A 20408-nucleotide genomic window follows, 5' to 3' on the forward strand; every position below is an offset into this window, starting at 1 on the left:
AGACCAATGGCCTCAGCCGTCCACCTCGACGGGATCACGAAGCGGTTCCCCGGCGTCGTGGCGAACGACGACGTCGACCTGACGGTCGAGCGCGGCACCGTCCACGCCCTCCTCGGGGAGAACGGGGCCGGCAAGACGACGCTGATGAACGTGCTCTACGGCCTCTACGAACCGACGTCGGGGACGGTCCGGCTCGACGGCGAACCCCACGCGTTCGACTCGCCGCGAGACGCGATCGACGCCGGGATCGGGATGATCCATCAGCACTTCATGCTCGTGGACCCGATGACCGTCACCGAGAACATCACGCTCGGCAGCGAGCCGCGGAAGTGGGGCGGGCTCGCCGTCGACCGGGCGGGCGCACGAGAGGCCGTCGTCGAGCTCGCCGACCGCTACGGCTTCGACGTCGACCCGGACGCGCGGATCGAAGACGTCTCGGTCGGCGAGCAACAGCGCGTCGAGATCCTGAAGGCGCTGTACCGCGGCGCCGACACGCTAATCCTCGACGAGCCGACCGCGGTGCTGACTCCCCAGGAGGTCGACGAGCTGTTCGAGGTGCTCGACGAGCTGACGGCACAGGGGAAGACGATCATCTTCATCACCCACAAGCTGGGCGAGGCGATGCGCGCGGCCGACGAGATATCCGTCCTCCGGGACGGGCGGAAGGTGGGGACCGTCGAGGCGGCGACGACCACCCAGGAGGAGCTCGCGGAGCTGATGGTCGGCCGCGAGGTTCTCTTAGATATCGACCACGGGACCGCGGAGACGGGCGAGGTCGTCGCCTCGGCCTCGGAGGTCGTCGTCGAGGACGACCGCGGGGTCCGGGCCGTCGACGGCGTCTCCTTCGACGTCCGGGGCGGCGAGGTGTTCGGGATCGCGGGCGTGGACGGCAACGGCCAGTCGGAGCTGGTCGAGGCGGTGACCGGGCTCCGGACCCCCGACGCGGGCGAGATCCGGTTCCGGGGCGAGGACGTCACGACCGCCTCGCGGCGGGACCGGATCGAGGCCGGCATGGCGTACGTCCCCGAGGACCGTCAGGAGCGCGGCCTGGTGATGGAGTTCGACCTGGTCGAGAACGGGCTGCTCGGGAGTCAGCACGGCCGCGAACTCGCCGCGAACGGCCGGATCGACTGGGCGAAGACGCGCGGGCACGCCGAGGCGATCATCGACGAGTACGACGTGCGACCGCCGGACGCCGACGCCGGCGCGGAGTCGCTCTCTGGCGGCAACCAGCAGAAGTTCATCGTCGGCCGGGAGTTCGAGCGCGACCCGGAGCTGGTCGTCGCGTCGCACCCGACGCGGGGCGTCGACGTCGGCTCGATCGAGTTCATCCACGAGCGGCTGCTGGAGCTCCGCGAGCAGGGCGTGGCGGTCCTCCTGGTCTCCTCGAAGCTGGAGGAGGTACGGGGGCTCTCGGACCGCCTGGCGGTCGCCTACGAGGGCGAGTTCGTCGACGTGGTCGACCCGGACGAGACGACCGAGGAGGAGCTCGGCCTGTTGATGGCCGGGGAGCGACCGGGCGGCGACGACGGAGGCGACGAGGGCGGCGGCCCGGCGACGACGGGAGATGGAGACGCGGACGAGGCGGAACGGAACGCGGCGGCGGACCTCGCGGACGCCGCGGACGGTGAGCGGGCGTGAGCGCCGCCGACCGCGCGCGGGACGCGCTCTCTCGGCTCGTCGACGCGTCCGCGACCGAGCGGGTCCTGATCAGCACGGCGGCGCTCGTCCTCTCCGTCCTCATCGGCGCGGTGCTGGTGCTCGTGGCCGGTCGGATGACGACGTGTACCGCTGGGGAGGCGGTGTACTACTTCGGCACCGGGTTCTGTTACGACCCCGTCGTCGTCTTCGACCGGCTGTTCCTCGGCGCGCTCGGCGACCCCCTCAGCGGGAGCTGGTCGCCGAACGGCCAGTTCGCGGTCACCCTCCGCGAGACGACGCTGCTGATCTTCACCGGGCTCTCGGTCGCGCTGGCGTTCCGCGCCGGGATCTTCAACATCGGGACGCAGGGGCAGATGGTCGTCGGCGCGCTCGCGACCGCGCTCGGCGTCCTCTGGGCGTCGTCGCTCGTGTCGGGCGCGGTCGGGACCGTCGTCCTGATCCCGTTCGGGCTCCTCGTCGGCGCGGTGTTCGGCGGACTCTACGGCGCGGTCCCGGGCCTGCTGAAGGCATACGCCGACGCCAACGAGGTGATCACGACGATCATGCTCAACTTCATCGCGACCGGCGTCGCGCTGTACCTCGTCAGCGGGGCCTTCAAGGACCCGAACAGCGCCGCGAACCAGACCGTCCCGCTCCCCGAGTTCGCGCAGTTCCCGGCGCTGCTGTTCGGGGCCCGACAGGACTTCTCGATCGTCGCACTCGGCTTCGGCCTCCTCGCCGTCGCCGCGCTGTACTACGTCCTCGAACACACCGCCTTCGGGTACGACGTTCGGACGAGCGGCGTCCAGCCCGAGGCGGCCGAGTACGGCGGCGTCGACGCCAAGCGCACCGTCGTCGCGAGCCTGTCGCTGTCGGGCGCGCTCGGCGGGATCGCCGGCGCGATGTACGTGATGATGGTGCTCGGGACGTTCCAGACGGGGATCCCCGCCTACGGCTTCGACGGGATCACCGTCTCGATCCTCGCCGGCAACAACCCGCTCGGCGTCGGCGTCGCCGCGCTGCTGTTCGGCGTGCTGAAGAGCGGGACGACGGTCGTCCAGTTCGCGACCGACGTCCCGCCGCAGCTCGTGGGGGTCCTCCGCGGGCTCATCATCCTCTTCGTGGCGATGCCGGAGTTCTTCCGCCTGCTGGCCCGCGGGCTGCCGGGAACGGGCTCGAAGCCGGAGGCGGTCGCGACCGACGGCGGGACCGCCGGCGATCGAGGAGGTGAGACCGATGAGTGACGCGCCCGCGGACGGCGCCGACGCCGATGCCGATATCGCCGCCGGGAACGACGAAAGCGGGAGCTTCTTCGACCGGTACACGACCCGCGCGCTCGTCGCCGGCGCGACGGTCGCCGCCGTCGTCGCGCTCCTGCTCGCCGGGCTGTTGTTCCCGGACTCGCTCGCCGGGACGCTCGCGGACGCGCTCACGAGCGAGAACACGCTCGCGGCGGCGCTGCGGCTCTCCGTGCCGATCGCGTTCGCCGCCCTCGGCGGGATCTTCGCGGAGAAGTCGGGCGTCATCAACATCGGGCTGGAGGGGCTGCTGATCATCTCGGCGTTCAGCGCCATCTACGTCGCCGACCTCACCGGCGGGGTGTGGGTCGGCTTCGCCGGCGGCGTGGTCGCGAGCACGCTGCTCGCGGCGCTGTTCGCCGTCGTGACGATCGGGTTCCGCGCGGACCAGATCATCGCCGGGCTCGCGGTCTGGCTCATCGCGCTCGGGCTCGCGCCGTTCGCCTCGCAGGTGATCTACGGCAGCCCGAACACGCCGACCGTCGCGACGTCGCCGTCGATCACCGTGCCCGTCCTCGCCGACCTCCCGTTCTTCGGCGCGCTCTTCTCCGCGTCGCCGTCGGTGTACCTGCTGTTCGCCGCCGTCGCCGGCTCGTGGTACGTCTTCGAGCGGACGGCGTTCGGCCGGTGGATCCGCGCCAGCGGCGAGAACCCGAAGGCGCTCGACACCGCCGGCGTGAGCGTCACCCGGGTCCGGTACGCGGCGGTGCTGATCTCGGGCGTGCTCGCGGGGATGGGTGGCGCGGCGCTCTCGCTCGACCTCGGCCAGTTCACCGGCAACGGCCCGACGATGGTGAACGGGAAGGGGTTCATCGCCATCGTGGCCTACCTGTTCGGCAACTACAACCCGGTCGGGGCGTTCCTCTCGACGATGCTGTTCGCGGGGCTGGACGCGGTCCAGACCGTGCTCCAGCTCCAGGGGATCGGGATCCCCCGCCAGCTCATCCGGATCACCCCGTTCGTGATCGTGATCGTCGTCCTCGCGCTGGTCGGGCGGACGCGGCTCCCGGAGGCGGCCGGAGAGCACTACGAGACCGAGGAGTGAGCCCGGAGTAGCGCTCCGCGGCTCACTCGTTTTCCGCGTGGTCGCGGACGACGCTCGCCGCCTCGCCGACCGGCCGCTCCGCGAGCTCGGCGAACGGGACGTCGACCGCGTCGACGTCGACGCCCTCGAGCCGAGCGATCTCGGCGACGTGATCGGGCGAGTCGATGGCGGCGATCGTCTCTTCCACGGACTCGCGCGACCGGCCGTACCACGAGGCGAGTTCGCCCGGGCCGATCCCCCTGTCGTACGCGATGGTGAGCATCAGCGCGGCCGTCGTCTCCCCCTCGCGGACCTCCGTGAGCCACTCTCGGAGGCGGTCCCTTTCGACCTGGTCGAGTCCGGTCATACCGATGACTCACGGCCGCGAACGCGTTAAGATCGGTGGCCGAACGCCTCCGACGGGTCCCGACCCGAGCGCAATAGTCGACCCCGCCCCATCCCGGCGATCCGCCCCGCTCGTGTCGCTCCCGAGGGGACCGAAACGGGAACAAAGAGTTTTGCCACCGGGGGAACGACCCACGTGACATGAGCATCGACGAGTACGACGTCGTCGTGGCCGGCGCCGGGACCGCCGGCTGTTACGCCGCCGCGACGATCGCGAACGAGGGGCTCGACGTCGTCATCGTCGAGCGGAAGGACGAGACGGAGGCGGGCCACATCGCCTGCGGGGACGCGCTAAAGGGCGCCGACGCCTTCCCCGAGGCCATCCCGAAGGACCGGCTCGAACCGGCGTTCACGAACACCGGCGTCGACCACGGCCGGTTCGAGATCCCGCAGGAGGACACGGTCCTCGAGATCCCCGTGCCGGGCGAGCTCGCGGTCATCGACCGCTGGGAGTACGGCCGGCAGATCATCGCGGGCGCCGAGGACGCCGGGGTCGACTTCCACTACGACACCGTCATCAACGACGTGATCCAGACCGAGGCCGGTCGGGTCACCGGGCTCCGCGCGAACCGAAAGGGCGACCAAGTCACCTACGAGGCGGACCTGGTCATCGACGGCGCCGGGTCGCTGTCGCTGCTGCAGGACAAGGCGGACTTCGAGGGGACGACGTTCGACACCAACGTGCGCTACTCGCAGTTCTGCTCGGCGTACCGCGAGATCGTCGAGGTGCCGGAGCCGGTCGAGTGGGACGACGCCCTCGTCTTCAAGGCGACCGACCGCGCCGCCGGCTACCTCTGGTACTTCCCGCGGACGAGCACCGAGATCAACGCCGGGCTGGGCTTCCAGATGAACGAGGAGCCGATGCAGCTCGTCGAGGCGCTGAAACGCGACCTCCGGAACCGCGAGGAGTTCGAGGGCGCCACCGTCACGGACAAGCTCGGCGCCGCGCTCCCCACCCGTCGCCCCTACGACTCGGCGGTCGCGCCGGGGTACATGGCAGTCGGCGACGCCGCGGGCCACGTGAACCCGACCACCGGCGGCGGCATCGCCGGGGCCGCGTACGCGGGCAAGTACGCCGGCGAGCAGGCCGTGAAGGCCGTCTCCGACGGCGACGTGAGCGAGGAGAACCTCTGGCGGTACAACACCCGCGTGATGGACCACTTCGGCGGGCGCTACGCCGGGCTCGACGTGTACAACGTGCTCTCGACCGCGGTCGACGTGGACGACCTGATGGGCCTGCTCGCCGCGCTCCCCGGCGAGAAGCTCGCGGAGGCGTTATACGAGGGCTCCACGTCGATGTCGTTCGGCCTGAAGCTGAAGGCCGCGGTCAAGAGCTTCGGCTACTGGGGCACGATCCGCAGCTTCTACCAGACGAAGTCGCTCGCCGACGAACTGCTCGCGCACTACGAGTCGTACCCGACAAGCCCGGCCGCGATGGCGAACTGGACCGGCGAGCGCGACGCGATCATGGACCGGATCTACGAGACGACGGGCGCCGACGCGAAGTACTGACCGTCGCCGTCGGCGGTTTACGCGTTTTCGACGACTCTGTGGGGAGCGTCTCCGAATTCCCAACCGCTCGGCATAATTGACTGCTGGCAGACTGACAGCGGCCACCTCTAAAGCCCCAGCCGCTCGGCCAGACGCGATTGACACCGGATTACCGGTGAAACCCTCCAAAGCCCCAGTCGCGAGGCGGACGCACGCTCGCTGTGGTCCTCGGTCACTCGCTACGCTCGCTCCCTGCGGTCCTTGCACCGCCTGCGTCCGCCTCGCGACTGCCCCTTTGAGTCCCGCCCCGCACAGCACCGCGACCGCAGCCTCACGCCTCCCCAGCCTCGCGGCTCGCTCCGGGCTCCCTTCGGTCACCCGTCGCTCACCGCGTCCAGCGAGGGACCGAAGGTCCCTCTGGCAGCCGGCGCTACGCGCCGGCGACCTCGCACGCGCTCCTCGCGGCCGCCGATAGCGGCCGCTCGGAGGCGCGCGCCACCGCCTCCGTCTCCATTATTCGACGATGTAACACAGTTGATGGCAGAATATCGGCCGACGAGACCGCCGTGAGACCGCCGTTCAGTCCCACGTCACCCACAGCAGGAACCCGAGCGCGACCGTCTGGAGGACGTGGACCGCGACGTTCGCCTGCCACGCCAGCGGCGGCATGTCGGTCGCGAACCACCCGGCGAGCACGGGGTGATACAGGTAGAAGTACAGCGAGAGCGCGTTCTGCGCTAAGAGCACGACGCCGAACGCCGCGAGACCGACCGAGTGCTTCGACCGAAAGGAGAGGTAGTTCCGGGCCCACACCCACGTGAGCGCCGACAGCATCGCGACGTTCACCGCGACGCTGACGCGCGCGACGTCTACCCACCGCATCGGTCACACCTCGCGGGCCCCGTCGCGGTCGGTCGGGAGCGTGCCGGGAGCCGTCGCGGTCATACCGGGAGCCCGTCGGCGATCTCCTCGACGAGGTCCCAGTGCCGCCGCGTCCCCTCGGTCGGGTAGTACACCGTGCCGTAGCCGTCCCCGGTGCGCTCGACGACGTCGTGGTCGCGCAACACGTCCAGGTGGTGGCGGATCGTCGTGTAGTCCAGACCGAGGTGCTCGGCCAGCTGGTTCGCGTTGCGCGGGCGGTCGTCGATCGCCCTGAGGATCCGGACCCTGTTCGGGCCGCCGCGGGTGCCGGTGAGCACGTACCAGAGGACGGCCTCCATGCCTAAATGAAGGGGCTCGCGGCGCCTAAACCTACCGCCGGGGAAAGCGCTCGCGCCCGGTTCACCGGTCTCGCGCGTCCGCTCGCGGACGAGTCTCGGCGGCCCGCAGGATCGCCCCGCTCAGCACGTCGATCCCGATCCGGATGTCACCCTCGACCACGTCGAAGGTGCTCGTGTGATGGCCGCCCGGGTGGTCGGTGCCGACGCCGACGTAGCAGGCGAGCCCGCCGTTCTCCTGGACGCGATTCATCAGGTACGTCGCGTCCTCGGAGCCGCCGAGGTCGTCGCTGTCGACGATCTCGGCGACGCCCGCGGTCTCGCTAGCGACCTCGCCGACGATCCCGGCGAGCGCGTCGTCGCTGGTCGCGCTCGGCGCCTCGCCCTTCGTCGCCACGTCGACCTCGCAGTCGTGCATCGCGGCGGCCGACTCCAAGATTCGGTCGGCGTGGTCGGACATGTACGCGGCCAGCTCCGTCGTCGCGCCCCGGAGCTCGCCCTCGATGTACGACTCCTCGGGGACGATGTTCGTCGCCGTGCCGCCGCCGACGAGCCCGGCGTTCACCCGCGTCGGGCCGTCGACGTGCCGGGGGATCGCGTAGAGGTTCTGGACCGCCGCGGCCATGGCCTGCACCGCGTTGCGCCCCTGCTCGGGTCTCGCGCCCGCGTGCGACGGCTCACCGGTGAACTCGGCGAGGAAGTGCCGGACCGCGAGGAAGCCGTCGACGCCGCAGACGACCTCGCCGGAGGGGTGATCGAGGCCGACGTGGACCGCGTAGAGGTAGTCGACGTCGTCGAGATGACCGGATTCGGCCATCGGCTTCCCGCCCGCCACCTGCTCCTCGCCGGGCTGGAAGAACAGCTTGAGGGTACCCGAGAAGTCGGAGTCGAGCACCGCGTCGAGCGTCCCCAGCCCCATCGTCGCGTGGGCGTCGTGGCCGCACGCGTGCATAAACCCCTCGCGCTCCGATCGGAACCCCTCGGCGGCGGGGACGTGGTCGCCCTCGTCGGACTCGCGGATCGGCAGCGCGTCGATGTCGACGCGGAGCCCGATCACGGGGCCGTCGCCGCGCTCGGCGACGGCGACGCAGCCGGTGTACCCCCCCGAGAGTTCGTCGACGACGTCGGGGTCGGCGCCGGCGTCGCGGGCGCGCCGTTCCCACTCGGCGAGCTCGTCGTCGTCGGGGACGTTCATCCGGTCGTCGGTCGCGAGGGCGTCGCGGCCGACGTACAGCTCGCTCAGGTCGCGCTTCCGGAGCTCCTCGACGATCCGGGCGGTGGTGTAGAACTCGCGCCACGCGGGCTCGGGGTGGCGGTGGAGGTCGCGGCGGAACTCGCGGTACGCGTCGGATTCGAGCGCGCTCATGGGCGTCGGTGGCCTCGGGAGGGCTTAAAACGTCGCGTGGCGGAGTCGGTGGGCCGGGGTCGCTCCGCGCGCTGTGGTCCGCGAGTCCCGGCGGACCGCTCAGTCCTCGTCCTCGCCCCCGCCCTCGATCCGGTCGGCCTCCCGGACCAAGTCGCTCGCGACGGCGCGGGCCTGCTCGGGCGTGAGGTCCACGCGCTCGGCGTGGAGCGGGAGCCGGTCGCGGTCGACGTCGTCGAGTTCGAACTGGAGCTCGACGCGCTCGGGATCGTCGTCGGGCACGGAGACGTTCAGGACGCCCGCGCCGGCCTCGGTCCAGTCCGGGCCGACGGCGGCGCCCTCGACGAAGTCCAGCGTGGTGTACGCGGTGACGGACGTGATCCGCTCGTTCATGCCCCATCGGTCGACTGGCACGGACATGGGCCTTCCGGCGACGGGACCGACGGGAGGCGACGCAGCCTCGACCGAGCCGGTCACTCGGGCGTTCGAACGGTGAACACCGGAACGTCGGCGGTCCGGACGACCTTCTCGGTGACGCTGCCGAGCAGGTGCTTCTCGACCCCGCTGCGGCCGCGGGTCCCCATGACGATCATGTCGATCCCGTCGTCGCCGTACCGCTTGATCTGGGTGAACGGGTCGCCCTCGGCGATCTCCGGCACGACCTCGACGGCCTCGTCGAGCAGTCGCTCTTCGAACTCCGCGACCACCGCCTCGCCCTCGGCTCGGAGCGAGTTGACGTTCTTGTTCCCGCCCGCGCCCACGCCGGCGTACGTCGTGTCGACGACGTAGAGCACGTGGATGCGCGCGTCGAACGCGCGTGCCTGGCTCACCGCGTGCGGGAACGTCGCCTTCGAGGCCTCGCTCCCGTCGGTCGGGAACAGGATGTCGTCGTACACGCTACCACCCGAACAGCTCTGGCGCGACGTCGGCGGAGGCGTGCTGTCCGGTGCGATCGGGGGCGTCCTCCGGGGAGTCCTCCCCGGCCTCCCGTTCCGACTCCTCGTCGGTCGCGGTCGAGCGCGGGGGCTCAGTCATCGGACGAGGCTACTTCCGGCGCCGCCGGCGCGGTCCCCTCGTCGGCGAACGGGTACCACGACTGCTTCGCGTCGGTGAGCGAGGCGTCGACGTAGTCCGTCTCCTCGGGCTCGCACAGGTCGGCGACCGCGTCGAGATCGGTCGCGTCGACCCACTCCCGGAACGTCTGTCCCGGCTCGCGGCGCGCCGCGAACCCCTCGACGAGGTTCCGGATCGCGCCCGGCGCCTCGTCCGCGGGCACGCGCTGTCGGACGTACTCGACGAAGGAGGGCTCCTCGCCCATCCCGCCGCCGACGCCGATGTCGACCGCCTCGACCATCTCGCCGTCCTTGCGCGCCCGCATCCCGAGCAGGCCGATGTCGGCGGTGTTGGCGTGGCCGCAGTCGGCCGTGCAGCCGGAGAAGTGGAGCTTGAGCTGCTCGACGTCGTCCGGCAGATCGACGTTGTCGCGCAGCCAGCGGAGCAGGCGCGCGGTCCGCGCCTTCGTCTCGACGAGCGCCAGCGAGCAGAACTCGGTTCCGGTACACGCCATCGCGCCGCGGACGAACGGGTTCGGCTCGGGCCGGTGTTTCGCGAGCAGCGGCTCCGCGAGCAGCTCGTCGACGCGCTCGGGCTCGACGTCGACGATGATCGGGTTCTGCCGGCGCGTGAGCCGGACCTCTCCGGAGCCGTACTCGTCAGCGAGGTCCGCGAGCTCGATGGCCTCCTCGGCCGGCAGTCGCCCGACGGCCACGCTGAGGCCGACGTACCGCCGCCCGTCGCCCTGCTCGTGGACGCCGGTGTAGTCCTTCTTGCCCTCCTCGGGGACATCGCCGGCGTTGTACGTGTACCCGTCGCGGATGTCCTCGCCGGCTGGCCGGAGGTCGCCGTCGACGTACTCCTCGGCGAGGAGGTCGCGGATCCAGTCGGTGCCGTGCTCGTCGACGAAGAACCGCGACCGGTTCTTCGCGCGGACTTGGCGGTCGCCGTGCTCGTGGTACAGCTCGACGAAGCCGCGGACGACCTCGTACGCCTCGCCCGGCGTGACGAAGACGTCGAGGGGGCGAGCGACGCGGGGCTCCCGGCCGCCGAGGCCGCCGCCGACCCGGACGTTGAAGCCGAGCGTCTCCTCGCCGTCGATCTCTTTTTCGGCCGGTTCGAGGCCGATGTCGTTGATCGCGTCCTGCGCGCCGCCCTCGGGGGTCCCGGAGATGCTGATGTTGAACTTCCGGGGCATGTTCCGGAGGTCGTTATCGCCGCGTATCTCCTCTTGGAACCGCTCTAAGAGCGGGAGCGTGTCGATGACCTCGTTCGCGTCCTTCCCGGCGACGGGGCTGCCGGAGATGTTCCGCATCGTGTCCCCGCCCGACGACCGGGTGGTGACGCCGACGGACTCCAGTTTCTCCCAGATCTCCGGGACGTCCTCTAGCCTGATCCAGTGAAGCTGGACCGACTGCCGGGTGGTCAGGTCGATCCAGCTGTCGCCGAACTCCGGGTTCGAGACCGGACCGTCCGCGTAGTCGCGGGCGACCTCGCCGATGGCGCGGAGCTGGTCGGGCTCTAAGATCCCGTTGGCGTTGGTCAGCCGCATCATGAAGTAGCTCTCCTGGCCCGAGCGCTGATGGAAGACGCCCCAGAACTTGAAGCGCGTGAACCACGCGTCCCGCTCGTCTTCCGGGATCGAGTCGAATCCCTTCTCGGCGAACTCCAGCAGCTTCTCCCGGACTTCGTCGCCGTACAGCTCCGATTTCCACGTTTCCTTTTTATTCCCCATTACCGATCACGCTCGCCGCCAGAACACAATCTTTCCGAACCCGTGTTGGCCGAACGGTGAGTCATTTCGATTTTATCTTTACAGGATGGCATAAAGTACTTCTCTTTTAATAAAATCACAAAATAAGGGAAGAAGCAGAGCGATCGGGAAGTCGGCCCACTGAGCGATATATATTACATCTACATCAAGTAGAAATTATATTTGCGGTACCGAAACCTCGCAGAATGTCACAACCGGAACCGGAGTCCGTCGTTCGGCGGGGAAGACGGCTACAGATCGACGGACTGCGGCCGGATTGACGTTTGATCCGGTGGGTCGAACCGTCGACTTTCCTCGGCGAGCCGAATCCGTCGAATACCCCCGCCGGCAGATCGGGCGGTGTGCGAATGGGACGAGGTGGTGTGAGTAGAGGCGTGGCAGACCGCTCGCGCAAGCGACTCGGCCGCCACGCACGGGTCGCGGACGAGCGGACACGTGGGTATGTGCGTGCGGCGGATCCGTAGGTGCAGGCGTGTGCGTATTTATCTTATTATTCGGCTAGTAACTGGACAAACACGCGCTAAAAGATAATATAAATCGTACCGTAACAACTATACCGCGAATGAGTTATGTAACACCTAGAACCAGACTGATGCGAGACAACGTGTGCGGGCCACCTATTTCGGACCGATCACGGACAGACGCGGCCGGCGGGGCGGTCGCCGCGCCCCGGCGACGCGTCGCCTCCGAGGGACGGAGACGCCCATGAGCGAGTGGACGCCAACGACGTGCATGCGGTGTGCGGTCGGCTGCGGCCACTTACAGCAGGGCTACACCAACCACTACGGGCTCGACACCGTCCGCGGCGACGCGACCCACCCGGTGAACCGCGGGCTCGCCTGCCAGCGCGGGATCGACGAGACCGCGGACCCCGACGGGGAGTGGCTGACGCGCCCCCTCGTCAGGGAGGACGGGTCGCTCGTTCCGACCAGCTGGGAGACGGCGATCGGGACCGTCGTCTCGCGCTTCGAGGACGCGCTCGCCGAGAGCTCGGACGGCGTCGCGGTGCTTGGGAGCGGCCAGCAGACGAACGAGGCGGCGTACGCGCTGGGTAAGCTCGCCCGCGGCGGCCTCGGCACGCGCTACTACGACGCCAACACCACCCTCTGTATGGCCTCGGCCGTCACCGCCTACTATCAGTCGTTCGGGAGCGACGCGCCGCCGCCGACCTACGAGGATATCCCCGAGGCCGAAACCCACGTGATCTGGGGCGCGAATCCGGCGGTGGCGCACCCGGTGATGTACCGGTGGATCGCCGACAGCGCGGGCGACGACGACGGCGAACTCATCGTCGTTGACCCCGTGGAGAGCGAGACCGTCGACGACGCGGACCTCCACGTACAGGTCGAGCCCGGCACCGACCTCGCGTTCGCCCGGGCGGTGTTGGCGCGGGTGGTCGACGAGGGGCTCGTCGACCGCGAGTTCGTCGCCGAGGCGACGACCGGCTTCGAGGCGACGGTCGAGTCGCTGCCCTCGGTCGAGGAGGCGGCCGAGACCGCCGGCGTCGCGGTCGAGACGGTTGAGCGCGTCGCCGACGCGCTGACGGAGCCGACGCTCCTCTACTGGGGAATGGGCGTCAACCAGAGCGTTCAGGGAACCGCGACCTCGCGGGCGCTCGTCGACCTCTGTCTCGCGACGGGGAACCTCCGGCCCGGGAGCGGGCCGTTCTCGCTGACCGGGCAGGCGAACTCGATGGGGACCCGCATCTGCTCGTCGAAGGGGACTTGGCCCGGCCAGCGCGAGTTCACCGACCCGGCGGAGCGCCGGACCGTCGCCGACGCGTGGGGCGCCTCCCGGAGCCGACTCCCGGACGACCCGGGACCGGGGCCGGTCGGTATCGTCGACGCCGTGGCGGACGGCCCGCCCGAGGCGTGCTGGACGGTGGCGACGAACCCCGTCGCGGGGATGCCCGACGGCGACCGCGTCCGCGAGGCCCTGGACGAGACGTTCCTCGTCGCGCAGGACGCGTTCCGGACCGAGACCGTCGAGCTGGCCGACGTGGTGCTGCCGGCGGCGACGTGGGGCGAGTCCGAGGGCACCGTCACGAACATGGAGCGTCGGGTCTCGCGGGTCCGCGCCGCGACCGAGACCTCGCCGAAGATCAAGGGGGACCTCGACATAATCGTCGCGATCGGCGCGGGGATCGCCCCGGAGCTGTTCCCGCGGTCCGAGGCGTCGCCGGAGTCGGTGTTCGACGAGCTGCGCGGGCTGACCGCGGGGACGCCGGCCGACCTCTCCGGGATCTCGTACGACCGGCTCGACGCGGAGCTCGCGGTCCGGTGGCCCGCGCCGTCGCCGGACGCGGAGGGCGGCTACCGCTACGCCGACGAGGACGGGTGGGAGTTCCCGACGCCGTCGGGTCGGGCTCGGTTCTCGACCGGGAGCCACGGCGGCCTCGCCGAGCCCACCGACGACGAGTACCCGCTGACGCTGACGACCGGGCGACGCGCCGACGCGTACAACACCGGCGTCCGGAGCCGCGGCGACGGGGGCGACGCGCCGCCGACGGCGCGGATCCACCCGGAGACGACGCTGGAGCGCATCGAGGCGTTCGACCGCGGGAAGACCGTCCTCGCGTCGCGGCGCGGGTCGACGACGGTCGCGGTCAACCCGGACGACGGCGTCCCGAAGGAGACGGTGTGGCTCCCGATCCATCACCCGGCGGTGAACGCCCTCACCCTCCCGGCCGTCGACCCCGAGTCCGACGAACCGAACTTCAAGCAGTGCGCGGTCGACGTGCGGGCGCCGGCGCCGTCGAACCCCCTCGTCCACGAGGGGCATGGGACCGCCGACGGGAGCGCCGCGGCGGACGGGGATCCGATCTCGACCGACGGCGACCCGGCCCCGACCGACGACTGACGCAGGCCGTCGTCCGGGCGGTCCCCGCGAGGGACCCACCTCGACGGCGGTATACTACACGGTCGTTCATGCGAAAAAAGAATTATATCGAGAGCGACGAAACGGGGATTCAGACTGACCCGGTAACGCCGGACGATCGGATACAATTATGAGTTCGATCGAAACAATCACGCAGTATACTGTCTGGAGACTGATCACGATACCGCTCGATGACCGATCGTAAACCGACCACGTGTATGCGGTGTGCGGTCGGCTGCGGGTACCGACAGCGCGACGCGGGCGACGGCCGGGGCGTCGTCGAGGTCCGCGGCGACGAGGCTCACCCGACGAACGCCGGATCGACGTGCAGTCGCGGGGTGCGCGAGACAGTCGACCCGGGCGGCGAGCGCGTGACCGAGCCGCTGATCCGGCGCGGCGGGGAGCTCCGGCCGGCCGACTGGGACACCGCGCTCGGCACGGTCGCCGTGCGGATCATCGAGGCGCTCAGGAAGGGGAACGACAACGTCGCGGTGCTGGGGAGCGGCCAGCAGACGAACGAGGCGGCGTACGCGCTGGGTAAGCTCGCCCGCGGCGGCTTCGGGACCCGGCACTACGACGCCAACACCACCCTCTGTATGGCCTCCGCGGTCCGGGCGTACGTGCAGGCGTTCGGGAGCGACGCTCCGCCGCCGACGTACGAGGACGTCCCCCAGGCCGAGACCCACGTGATCTGGGGCGCGAACCCGAAGATCGCTCACCCGGTGCTGTACCGATGGATCGCCGACAGCGCCGGCGACGACGGCGACCTGATCGTCGTCGACCCTGTCGAGAGCGAGACGGCGGCGGACGCCGACCTCCACGTGCGGCCGGAGCCCGGGACCGACCTGGCCCTGGCGCGGGCGGCCCTCGCCGAGGCCGTCGACGAGGGGCTCGTCGACCGCGGGTTCGTCGACCGACACACCGAGGGGTTCGAGGCGATGGTCGGCTCGCTGCCCGACGTCGACGTCGCGGCCGAGACCGCCGGCGTATCCCCCGGTCGCGTCGCGGAGCTGGCGGCGGCGTTCGACGCGCGGACCGTCGTCTACTGGGGGATGGGCGTCAACCAGAGCGTTCAGGGGACCGGGACCGCCCGCTCGCTGATCGACCTCTGTCTCGCGACGGGAAACCTCGGGCCGGGCAGCGGCCCCTTCTCCCTGACCGGGCAGGCGAACTCGATGGGGAACCGCGTCTGCGCCTCGAAGTCGTCGTGGCCGGGGTACCGGTCGTTCGACGACGTCGCCCACCGCAAGGCGATCGCGAGGGAGTGGGGGGTCCCCATGACCCGGCTCCCGGACTCGTCCGGACCGGGGTTCGTCCGGATCATCGACGAGCTCGCGCGGGACAACGTCGACGTCTGTTGGACGGTGGCGACGAACCCCGTCGCGGGGGTGCCCGACTCGGGTCACGTGCGGGCCGCGCTCGAAGACAGCTTCCTGATCGTGCAGGACGCGTTCCGCTCGGACACCGCGAAGCTGGCCGACGTGGTGTTGCCGGCGGCGACGTGGGGCGAGTCCGAGGGGACGGTGATGAACATGGAGCGACGCGTCTCGCGGGTCACGGCCGCCCGCGAGCCGCCCGAGGGCGTCCGTCGGGACGTGGACATCATCGGCGCGGTGGCCGACCGCGTCGTCCCGGAGCTGTTCGAGTCGACCCGACTCGATCCCGAGGCGCTGTTCGACGAGGTGAGCGCCCTGACGCGCGGCACGACGGCCGACTTCTCCGGGCTCTCCTACGACCGGTTGGCCGAGGAGCTGGCCGTCCGATGGCCCGCTCCGGACGCCGACAGCGAGGGCGGCTATAGGTACTACGACGGCGGCGCGTCGACCGACGCAGCGACTGACGACGCAGCAGCGGACGACGCGGCGGAGACCGAGACCGGGGGCGACGACGCCGACTCGTGGTCGTTCCACACCGACTCCGGCCGGGCGCGGTTCTCGAACGCGTCCCACGAGGGCGTCCCGGAGCCGATCGACGCCGAGTATCCCCTCACGCTCACGACCGGTCGGCGACCGGACGCCTACAACACCGGCGTCAGAACGCGGGCGGACGCCGACGACGGGAGCGAGACGGCCGCTCGGCTGCACCCCGAGACGATCGCCGACAACCTGGCGGCGTTCGACCGGGGAAAGACGGTGATCGAGTCGCGGCGCTCGGCGGTCGCGGTGGAGGTCACCCCCGACGCCGACGTGCCGCCCGGACTCGTCTGGCTGCCGGTCCACAACCCGGCGGCCAACCAGCTCACGCTGTCGGCCGCCGACCCGGAGTCGTCTGAGCCCAACCTCAAGCAGTGCGCCGTCGGGCTGAGCGCGCCCGACCGCGGCGTCGCCGACCTCGCGGGCCGGGCGAACGGAGCCGACTCGCTGCCCTGAGCGGTCACTCGCCCCCGTCGCGCCCGGGACGTCACACTGGCCGTCACGCGGAGACGTCACACCGGGACGTCGCGATCGAACGCCGCCGGAGAGCGGCGGGTCCGACCTCCCGGGCCTTCCCTCTCCGCGCCGCGGGGCGACCGCTCGCCTCGGCCGGCGCTCCGATCCGGGACGGATCCGATCGCGATTAAGGAAGTAAAACGGATCCGCGAACCGCGACGTGAGGTGCCGTTATTCGGAAAGTATCCCGACGATGTTCCGATCATATAATTTCTCTTTTTTCGAGTAGAATTTATCTGTGTGTGAGGCGTTACTGAGAATGCCCCAACATTCACCAATCAAATTGGCATTTTGTTAAGCGATTCGTTTATTAATATCTAGGGTGTGTCGATGTAACGTGAGAAACACGATGTTCGGCCAATTTGATTCGGATCGGCTTCCTGATTCCGGTTCCGACGACGCCGGAGTCCCGTCGACCCGGTCAGTCCGGTGCGGAAACGCGACCGATCGGTCCGTCGACCGTCGCCGTCGGGGCGCTCGGGACCGTTCCGTGGGGGGTGAGGCGCGGTGAAACCGACCGACCTGCTGTACGGGAAGTACCGGAACCTGATCCTGGCGACGGCGATGTTCAACCTCGGCTTCGTCATCTGGTTCTCGTTCGCGCCTTTCACCGGCGGGATCGCGGCGGAGTTCGGCCTCTCGGTCCAGCAGCTCGGGGTCGTCGCGAGCGCGGCCGTCGTCGCCGTCCCCCTCGGTCGCATCCTCGTCGGGCCGCTGACGGACCGGTTCGGGGCGAACGTCACCGGCGGGGTGACGCTCGTCACCGTCGGGGCGTTCGCGATCGTCAGCGCGTTCGCCCAGACGTACGAGGTGTTCACGGCCTCCCGGATCGTCGCGTCGCTCTCGGGGATCACCTTCGTCATCGGCATCCAGCACGTCGCCGAGTGGTTCGAGGAGGAGAACCTCGGAACCGCCGAGGGGATCTTCGCCGGGATCGGGAACGCCGGCGCCGGGCTGGGCGCGTACTTCACCCTGCCGCGGATCTTCGGCGAGGGGTACGTCGACCCGATCTTCGGCGCCGGCTTCCTCGCCACCTCGTCGAACTGGCGGGCGGCGTTCTTCTACACCGGCGCCCTCGCGGTGCTGCTCGGCACCGTCTACTACGTCTTCGGGGACGCCGCGAGGAGCGAGGCGAAGCGGGAGGCGACGAAGGCGGGCGTGAGCTGGGACCAGTGGCGGTTCATCGCCACGCGCTACGGCGCGGTCGTCCTCTCCGTCGCCTACGTGATGTCGTTCGGCCTGGAGCTCGCGATGAACGGCTGGCTCGGGACGTACTACCGCGAGGCGTTCGGCCAGGGCGACGTGGTGATCGCGGCGACGTTCGCCGCGACGTTCTCGGTCGCGGCCGGCCTCTTACGGCCCATCGGAGGGTACGTCAGCGATGTCGTCGCCCGCAACGAGCGGAACATCCTCCCGTTCTTCGAGGGCGAGTACCGCAACCAGTGGACGTTCGCCGCGCTCTCGTTCGTCGTGGTATCGATGTTCGGGATGACGCTCGCGGGGCTGACGGGGAACGTCTACGTCGCCGTCGTCGCCGGCTTCCTCGTCGGAACCGGCTGCGCGTTCTCGGAGGGCGCGATCTTCGCGCAGGTGCCGGCCATGTTCCCGGACAACTCCGGCTCGGTGGCTGGGATCGTGGGCGGGATCGGGACCGTCGGCGGGGTCGTCTACCCGCTCGCCTTCTCCGCCGCGTTTCTGCCCAGCCTCCACCTCGGTTACGCGGTCGTCGGGGCGTCGATGATCCCGATCTTGGGGCTCACGGCGTGGGTGTTCCGGCCGTCGATCGCGGAGCGCGCTAACGACGACGGCTGGCTCGTCTCCGGCGAGCGGATCGTCGCGACCGGCGACGACGACTGAGCCGCGCGAGTCGCGCGCGTCCCGCTCGCGCTCAGTCGCGGCGGTGCCCGAGCGGCTTCTTCTGGTCGACCTCGACCTCGACGTGGATCGAGTCCGGGAAGTCGCGGCCGACGACCTCGCGAGCGACGTCGTCGGCGCCGTGGATCTCCATCGAGCGCCTGTACACCGAGTAGCTCCACGGCGAGAACTCGTCGCCGGCGCGGAGCTTCTTATATAGGGGAACGCGGACGGTCTCGGCGGGCGTGGCGTGCGGGCCCTTACACTCCGCGCCCTTGCGTTCGAGCGTCGACTTGAGCTCCTGGACCGTCTCGGCGAGCACCTCGCGGTCGCCGGAGGCGAAGGAGAGTTTGGTGACGAAGGTCATGACTGGGGGTCGTCCGTGCATGGTCGTCCGAGGGGTAAAAACGCATCTACCGTAGCCCACCGCGTGCGGACGTGACATATAAGTGCGCGAGCGAGGGCCGAGGGGGCGGTGCAGATCGGTTCTCGGGTGCTGAAACGCCCGGTGCGTCCGAGAGTCCGACACCCTCTTTAGGGGTGGTTGCTTACCTGACGCTAATGACGGTCGAAGCGACCAGCGCCGGAGCCATCCTCTTCCGCGACACCCGCGGCGAACGGGAGTACTTGCTCCTGAAGAGCCGACCGGGGGACTGGGAGTTCCCCAAGGGCGGGGTCGAAGGGGACGAGGAGCTCCAGCAGACGGCGATACGGGAAGTCGGCGAGGAGGCCGGGATCGAGGATTTCCGGCTGATCGACGGCTTCCGCAGGGAGTACGACTACGTGTTCGAGGCGAACGGCAACACCATCCACAAGACGGTGCACCTGTTCATCGCGCGCTCGTTCGAGGCGAGCGCCGAGATCTCGAACGAGCACCGCGACCTGCAGTGGCGCGACTACGACCAGGCGCTCAACACGATCACCCAGAACGGGCCCCGCGACATCCTCGAAGAGGCCCACGACTACCTCGACGAGCGGAAGGACGAGGAGACGGGCGACTACGTCTGAGCGGCCGACAGTTCGTTTTTAAATACCCGCGTACTATCACGGCCGTGACTCCGGACGCCGAGTTCGGTTACGAACTCCTGGTCTGCCGGTACGCCGAGTTGGCGTGGCACCCGAGCGACGGCCCGCGTCCCGCGATCGTAGCCCGCCAACTCGGCACGAAGGAGCGCCGGTGGGACACGGTCGTGATCGAGGTCGACCCCGCGGCGTTCGCCGCCCGGCGCGCCTTCGGAGAGCGGACGGTCGACTCCGACCTCCTCCACGTCGTCCGCGGCGCGCCGGCGGAGTGGTCGTGGTACCGCGACGCGCTCCCGCACCCCGGCTACCCGTGGCGCTACGTCCGGCGGGCGGTCCACCGCGCCGCGGGCCGGGACCTGATCGAGAAGCGCCGCGACGGCAACCGGATCGAGATTCGCCGGCTGCGGCCGTACCCGGACTGGGTCGAGCGGATCGTCGCGGTCGAGAACAAGCCGGACCTGGACCGCTCCGCGGCCGACCGGCTCGCCGACCAGCTGGAACACGACGTGGAGACCGGCCTCGCCGACGAGGCGTGGCTCGCGACCGAGACGACGGGGGAGCGCGTCGAGCCCGCGCTGCTCCGCGAACTGCCGGTCGAGGCCGGCATCCTCGCGACCGATTTCTCCGAGGGCGCCCACGGCGACGCGGCCGAGGTCGCGTGGCACCCGAGCGACCTCGCGCCCGGAGAGGGGGACCGCCGCGACGCCGAGACCGAGACGCTGCGGCTGGAGATCGCCGAGCGCGCCTACGGGAAGGGGTGGCGCTCGTTCCGCGACACGATGCGACCCGACTGCCGTCACTTCGAGCTCCGCCGCGAGGGGCGGGCGCTGGTTCCGTACTGCGCGGCGAAAAAGAAGGTCCCCACCGCGCGGGAGTGTTCCGGGTCCTGCGCGGATTTCTCCCCGGAACCGCCGACGTGGCGCACGAAGGGGTGGCCGATCGAGGGCGGGCCGGGGAGA

The 20408-nt window shown here is 70.1% G+C and carries 18 protein-coding genes; 9 read left to right on the forward strand and 9 right to left on the reverse strand.

Annotated features, from left to right (window positions below):
- Positions 1-6: 6 nt before the first annotated feature.
- The 3 genes from SD626R_RS07895 to SD626R_RS07905 are packed head-to-tail and all read left to right on the forward strand — an operon-like array spanning position 7 to position 3984.
- Positions 7-1641 (forward strand): ABC transporter ATP-binding protein, encoded by a 1635-nt coding sequence (locus SD626R_RS07895; RefSeq protein ID WP_092565429.1) that lies wholly within the window; start codon positions 7-9, stop codon positions 1639-1641.
- A complete protein-coding gene (locus SD626R_RS07900; protein ID WP_092565431.1) occupies positions 1638-2885 on the forward strand; it encodes an ABC transporter permease in 1248 nt (415 codons plus the stop codon). Before SD626R_RS07895 ends, SD626R_RS07900 begins: the two co-directional genes overlap by 4 nt.
- The gene (locus tag SD626R_RS07905; RefSeq protein WP_241996762.1) at positions 2878-3984 is read left to right on the forward strand and encodes an ABC transporter permease; all 1107 of its coding nucleotides are present in this window, start codon (positions 2878-2880) and stop codon (positions 3982-3984) included. The genes SD626R_RS07900 and SD626R_RS07905 overlap by 8 nt, the downstream gene beginning before the upstream one ends.
- A gap of 22 nt (positions 3985-4006) precedes the next feature.
- Here SD626R_RS07905 and SD626R_RS07910 read toward each other — a convergent pair whose 3' ends face one another.
- Positions 4007-4330 (reverse strand): hypothetical protein, encoded by a 324-nt coding sequence (locus tag SD626R_RS07910; RefSeq protein ID WP_092565433.1) that lies wholly within the window; start codon positions 4328-4330, stop codon positions 4007-4009.
- A gap of 179 nt (positions 4331-4509) precedes the next feature.
- On the opposite strand from SD626R_RS07910, the gene SD626R_RS07915 reads away from it, so the two are divergent.
- Positions 4510-5880: a geranylgeranyl reductase family protein gene (locus SD626R_RS07915; RefSeq protein WP_092565435.1), complete on the forward strand. Its 1371-nt coding sequence runs from the start codon at positions 4510-4512 to the stop codon at positions 5878-5880.
- Between the two features lie 558 nt (positions 5881-6438).
- Here the strand turns inward: SD626R_RS07915 and SD626R_RS07920 are convergent.
- The 7 genes from SD626R_RS07920 to SD626R_RS07945 all read right to left on the reverse strand — a co-directional run bounded on the left by SD626R_RS07920 (position 6439) and on the right by SD626R_RS07945 (position 11227).
- Positions 6439-6741 carry a DUF8036 family membrane protein gene (locus SD626R_RS07920; protein ID WP_092565437.1) on the reverse strand — a complete coding sequence of 101 codons (303 nt, stop codon included), beginning with the start codon at positions 6739-6741 and terminating at the stop codon, positions 6439-6441.
- Positions 6742-6800: 59 nt separating this feature from the next.
- Positions 6801-7079 (reverse strand): winged helix-turn-helix domain-containing protein, encoded by a 279-nt coding sequence (locus tag SD626R_RS07925; RefSeq protein WP_092565439.1) that lies wholly within the window; start codon positions 7077-7079, stop codon positions 6801-6803.
- Between the two features lie 61 nt (positions 7080-7140).
- Positions 7141-8442 carry an amidohydrolase gene (locus SD626R_RS07930; protein ID WP_092565441.1) on the reverse strand — a complete coding sequence of 434 codons (1302 nt, stop codon included), beginning with the start codon at positions 8440-8442 and terminating at the stop codon, positions 7141-7143.
- A 99-nt stretch (positions 8443-8541) separates the two neighbouring features.
- Positions 8542-8832, reverse strand: coding sequence for a DUF6360 family protein (locus tag SD626R_RS07935; protein ID WP_092565443.1), 291 nt, complete (start codon positions 8830-8832; stop codon positions 8542-8544).
- An 80-nt stretch (positions 8833-8912) separates the two neighbouring features.
- A complete protein-coding gene (locus SD626R_RS07940) occupies positions 8913-9335 on the reverse strand; it encodes a universal stress protein (RefSeq protein WP_092565445.1) in 423 nt (140 codons plus the stop codon).
- A gap of 1 nt (position 9336) precedes the next feature.
- Positions 9337-9474 carry a hypothetical protein gene (locus SD626R_RS16790; protein WP_158298360.1) on the reverse strand — a complete coding sequence of 46 codons (138 nt, stop codon included), beginning with the start codon at positions 9472-9474 and terminating at the stop codon, positions 9337-9339.
- Entirely contained in the window at positions 9467-11227 is a 1761-nt protein-coding gene (locus SD626R_RS07945) for a nitrite/sulfite reductase (protein ID WP_092565447.1), read from the reverse strand. The genes SD626R_RS16790 and SD626R_RS07945 overlap by 8 nt, the downstream gene beginning before the upstream one ends.
- Before the next feature lie 744 nt (positions 11228-11971).
- On the opposite strand from SD626R_RS07945, the gene nasA (SD626R_RS07950) reads away from it, so the two are divergent.
- From nasA (SD626R_RS07950) to SD626R_RS07960, 3 genes are all read left to right on the forward strand, one after another.
- The gene (gene nasA / locus SD626R_RS07950; RefSeq protein WP_092565449.1) at positions 11972-14125 is read left to right on the forward strand and encodes an assimilatory nitrate reductase NasA; all 2154 of its coding nucleotides are present in this window, start codon (positions 11972-11974) and stop codon (positions 14123-14125) included.
- 209 nt (positions 14126-14334) lie between these two features.
- Positions 14335-16512 carry an assimilatory nitrate reductase NasA gene (nasA, locus tag SD626R_RS07955; protein ID WP_092565451.1) on the forward strand — a complete coding sequence of 726 codons (2178 nt, stop codon included), beginning with the start codon at positions 14335-14337 and terminating at the stop codon, positions 16510-16512.
- A 567-nt stretch (positions 16513-17079) separates the two neighbouring features.
- The gene (locus SD626R_RS07960; RefSeq protein ID WP_092565453.1) at positions 17080-18429 is read left to right on the forward strand and encodes an MFS transporter; all 1350 of its coding nucleotides are present in this window, start codon (positions 17080-17082) and stop codon (positions 18427-18429) included.
- Positions 18430-18460: 31 nt separating this feature from the next.
- Here the strand turns inward: SD626R_RS07960 and SD626R_RS07965 are convergent, their stop codons facing one another.
- Positions 18461-18793 carry an uS10/mL48 family ribosomal protein gene (locus SD626R_RS07965; RefSeq protein WP_092565455.1) on the reverse strand — a complete coding sequence of 111 codons (333 nt, stop codon included), beginning with the start codon at positions 18791-18793 and terminating at the stop codon, positions 18461-18463.
- Between the two features lie 194 nt (positions 18794-18987).
- Between SD626R_RS07965 and SD626R_RS07970 the strand changes: the two genes are divergently transcribed.
- Both SD626R_RS07970 and SD626R_RS07975 read left to right on the forward strand, forming a co-directional pair.
- On the forward strand, positions 18988-19434 hold the full coding sequence (locus SD626R_RS07970; protein ID WP_092565457.1) for a bis(5'-nucleosyl)-tetraphosphatase: 447 nt from the start codon (positions 18988-18990) through the stop codon (positions 19432-19434).
- A gap of 44 nt (positions 19435-19478) precedes the next feature.
- Positions 19479-20408 (forward strand): DUF5787 family protein (locus SD626R_RS07975; protein WP_092565459.1); only part of this gene is annotated, 930 nt, incomplete at its 3' end.

The organism is Halorubrum sp. SD626R (assembly GCF_001261915.1).
In the GTDB taxonomy this organism is placed as follows: Archaea; Halobacteriota; Halobacteria; order Halobacteriales; family Haloferacaceae; genus Halorubrum.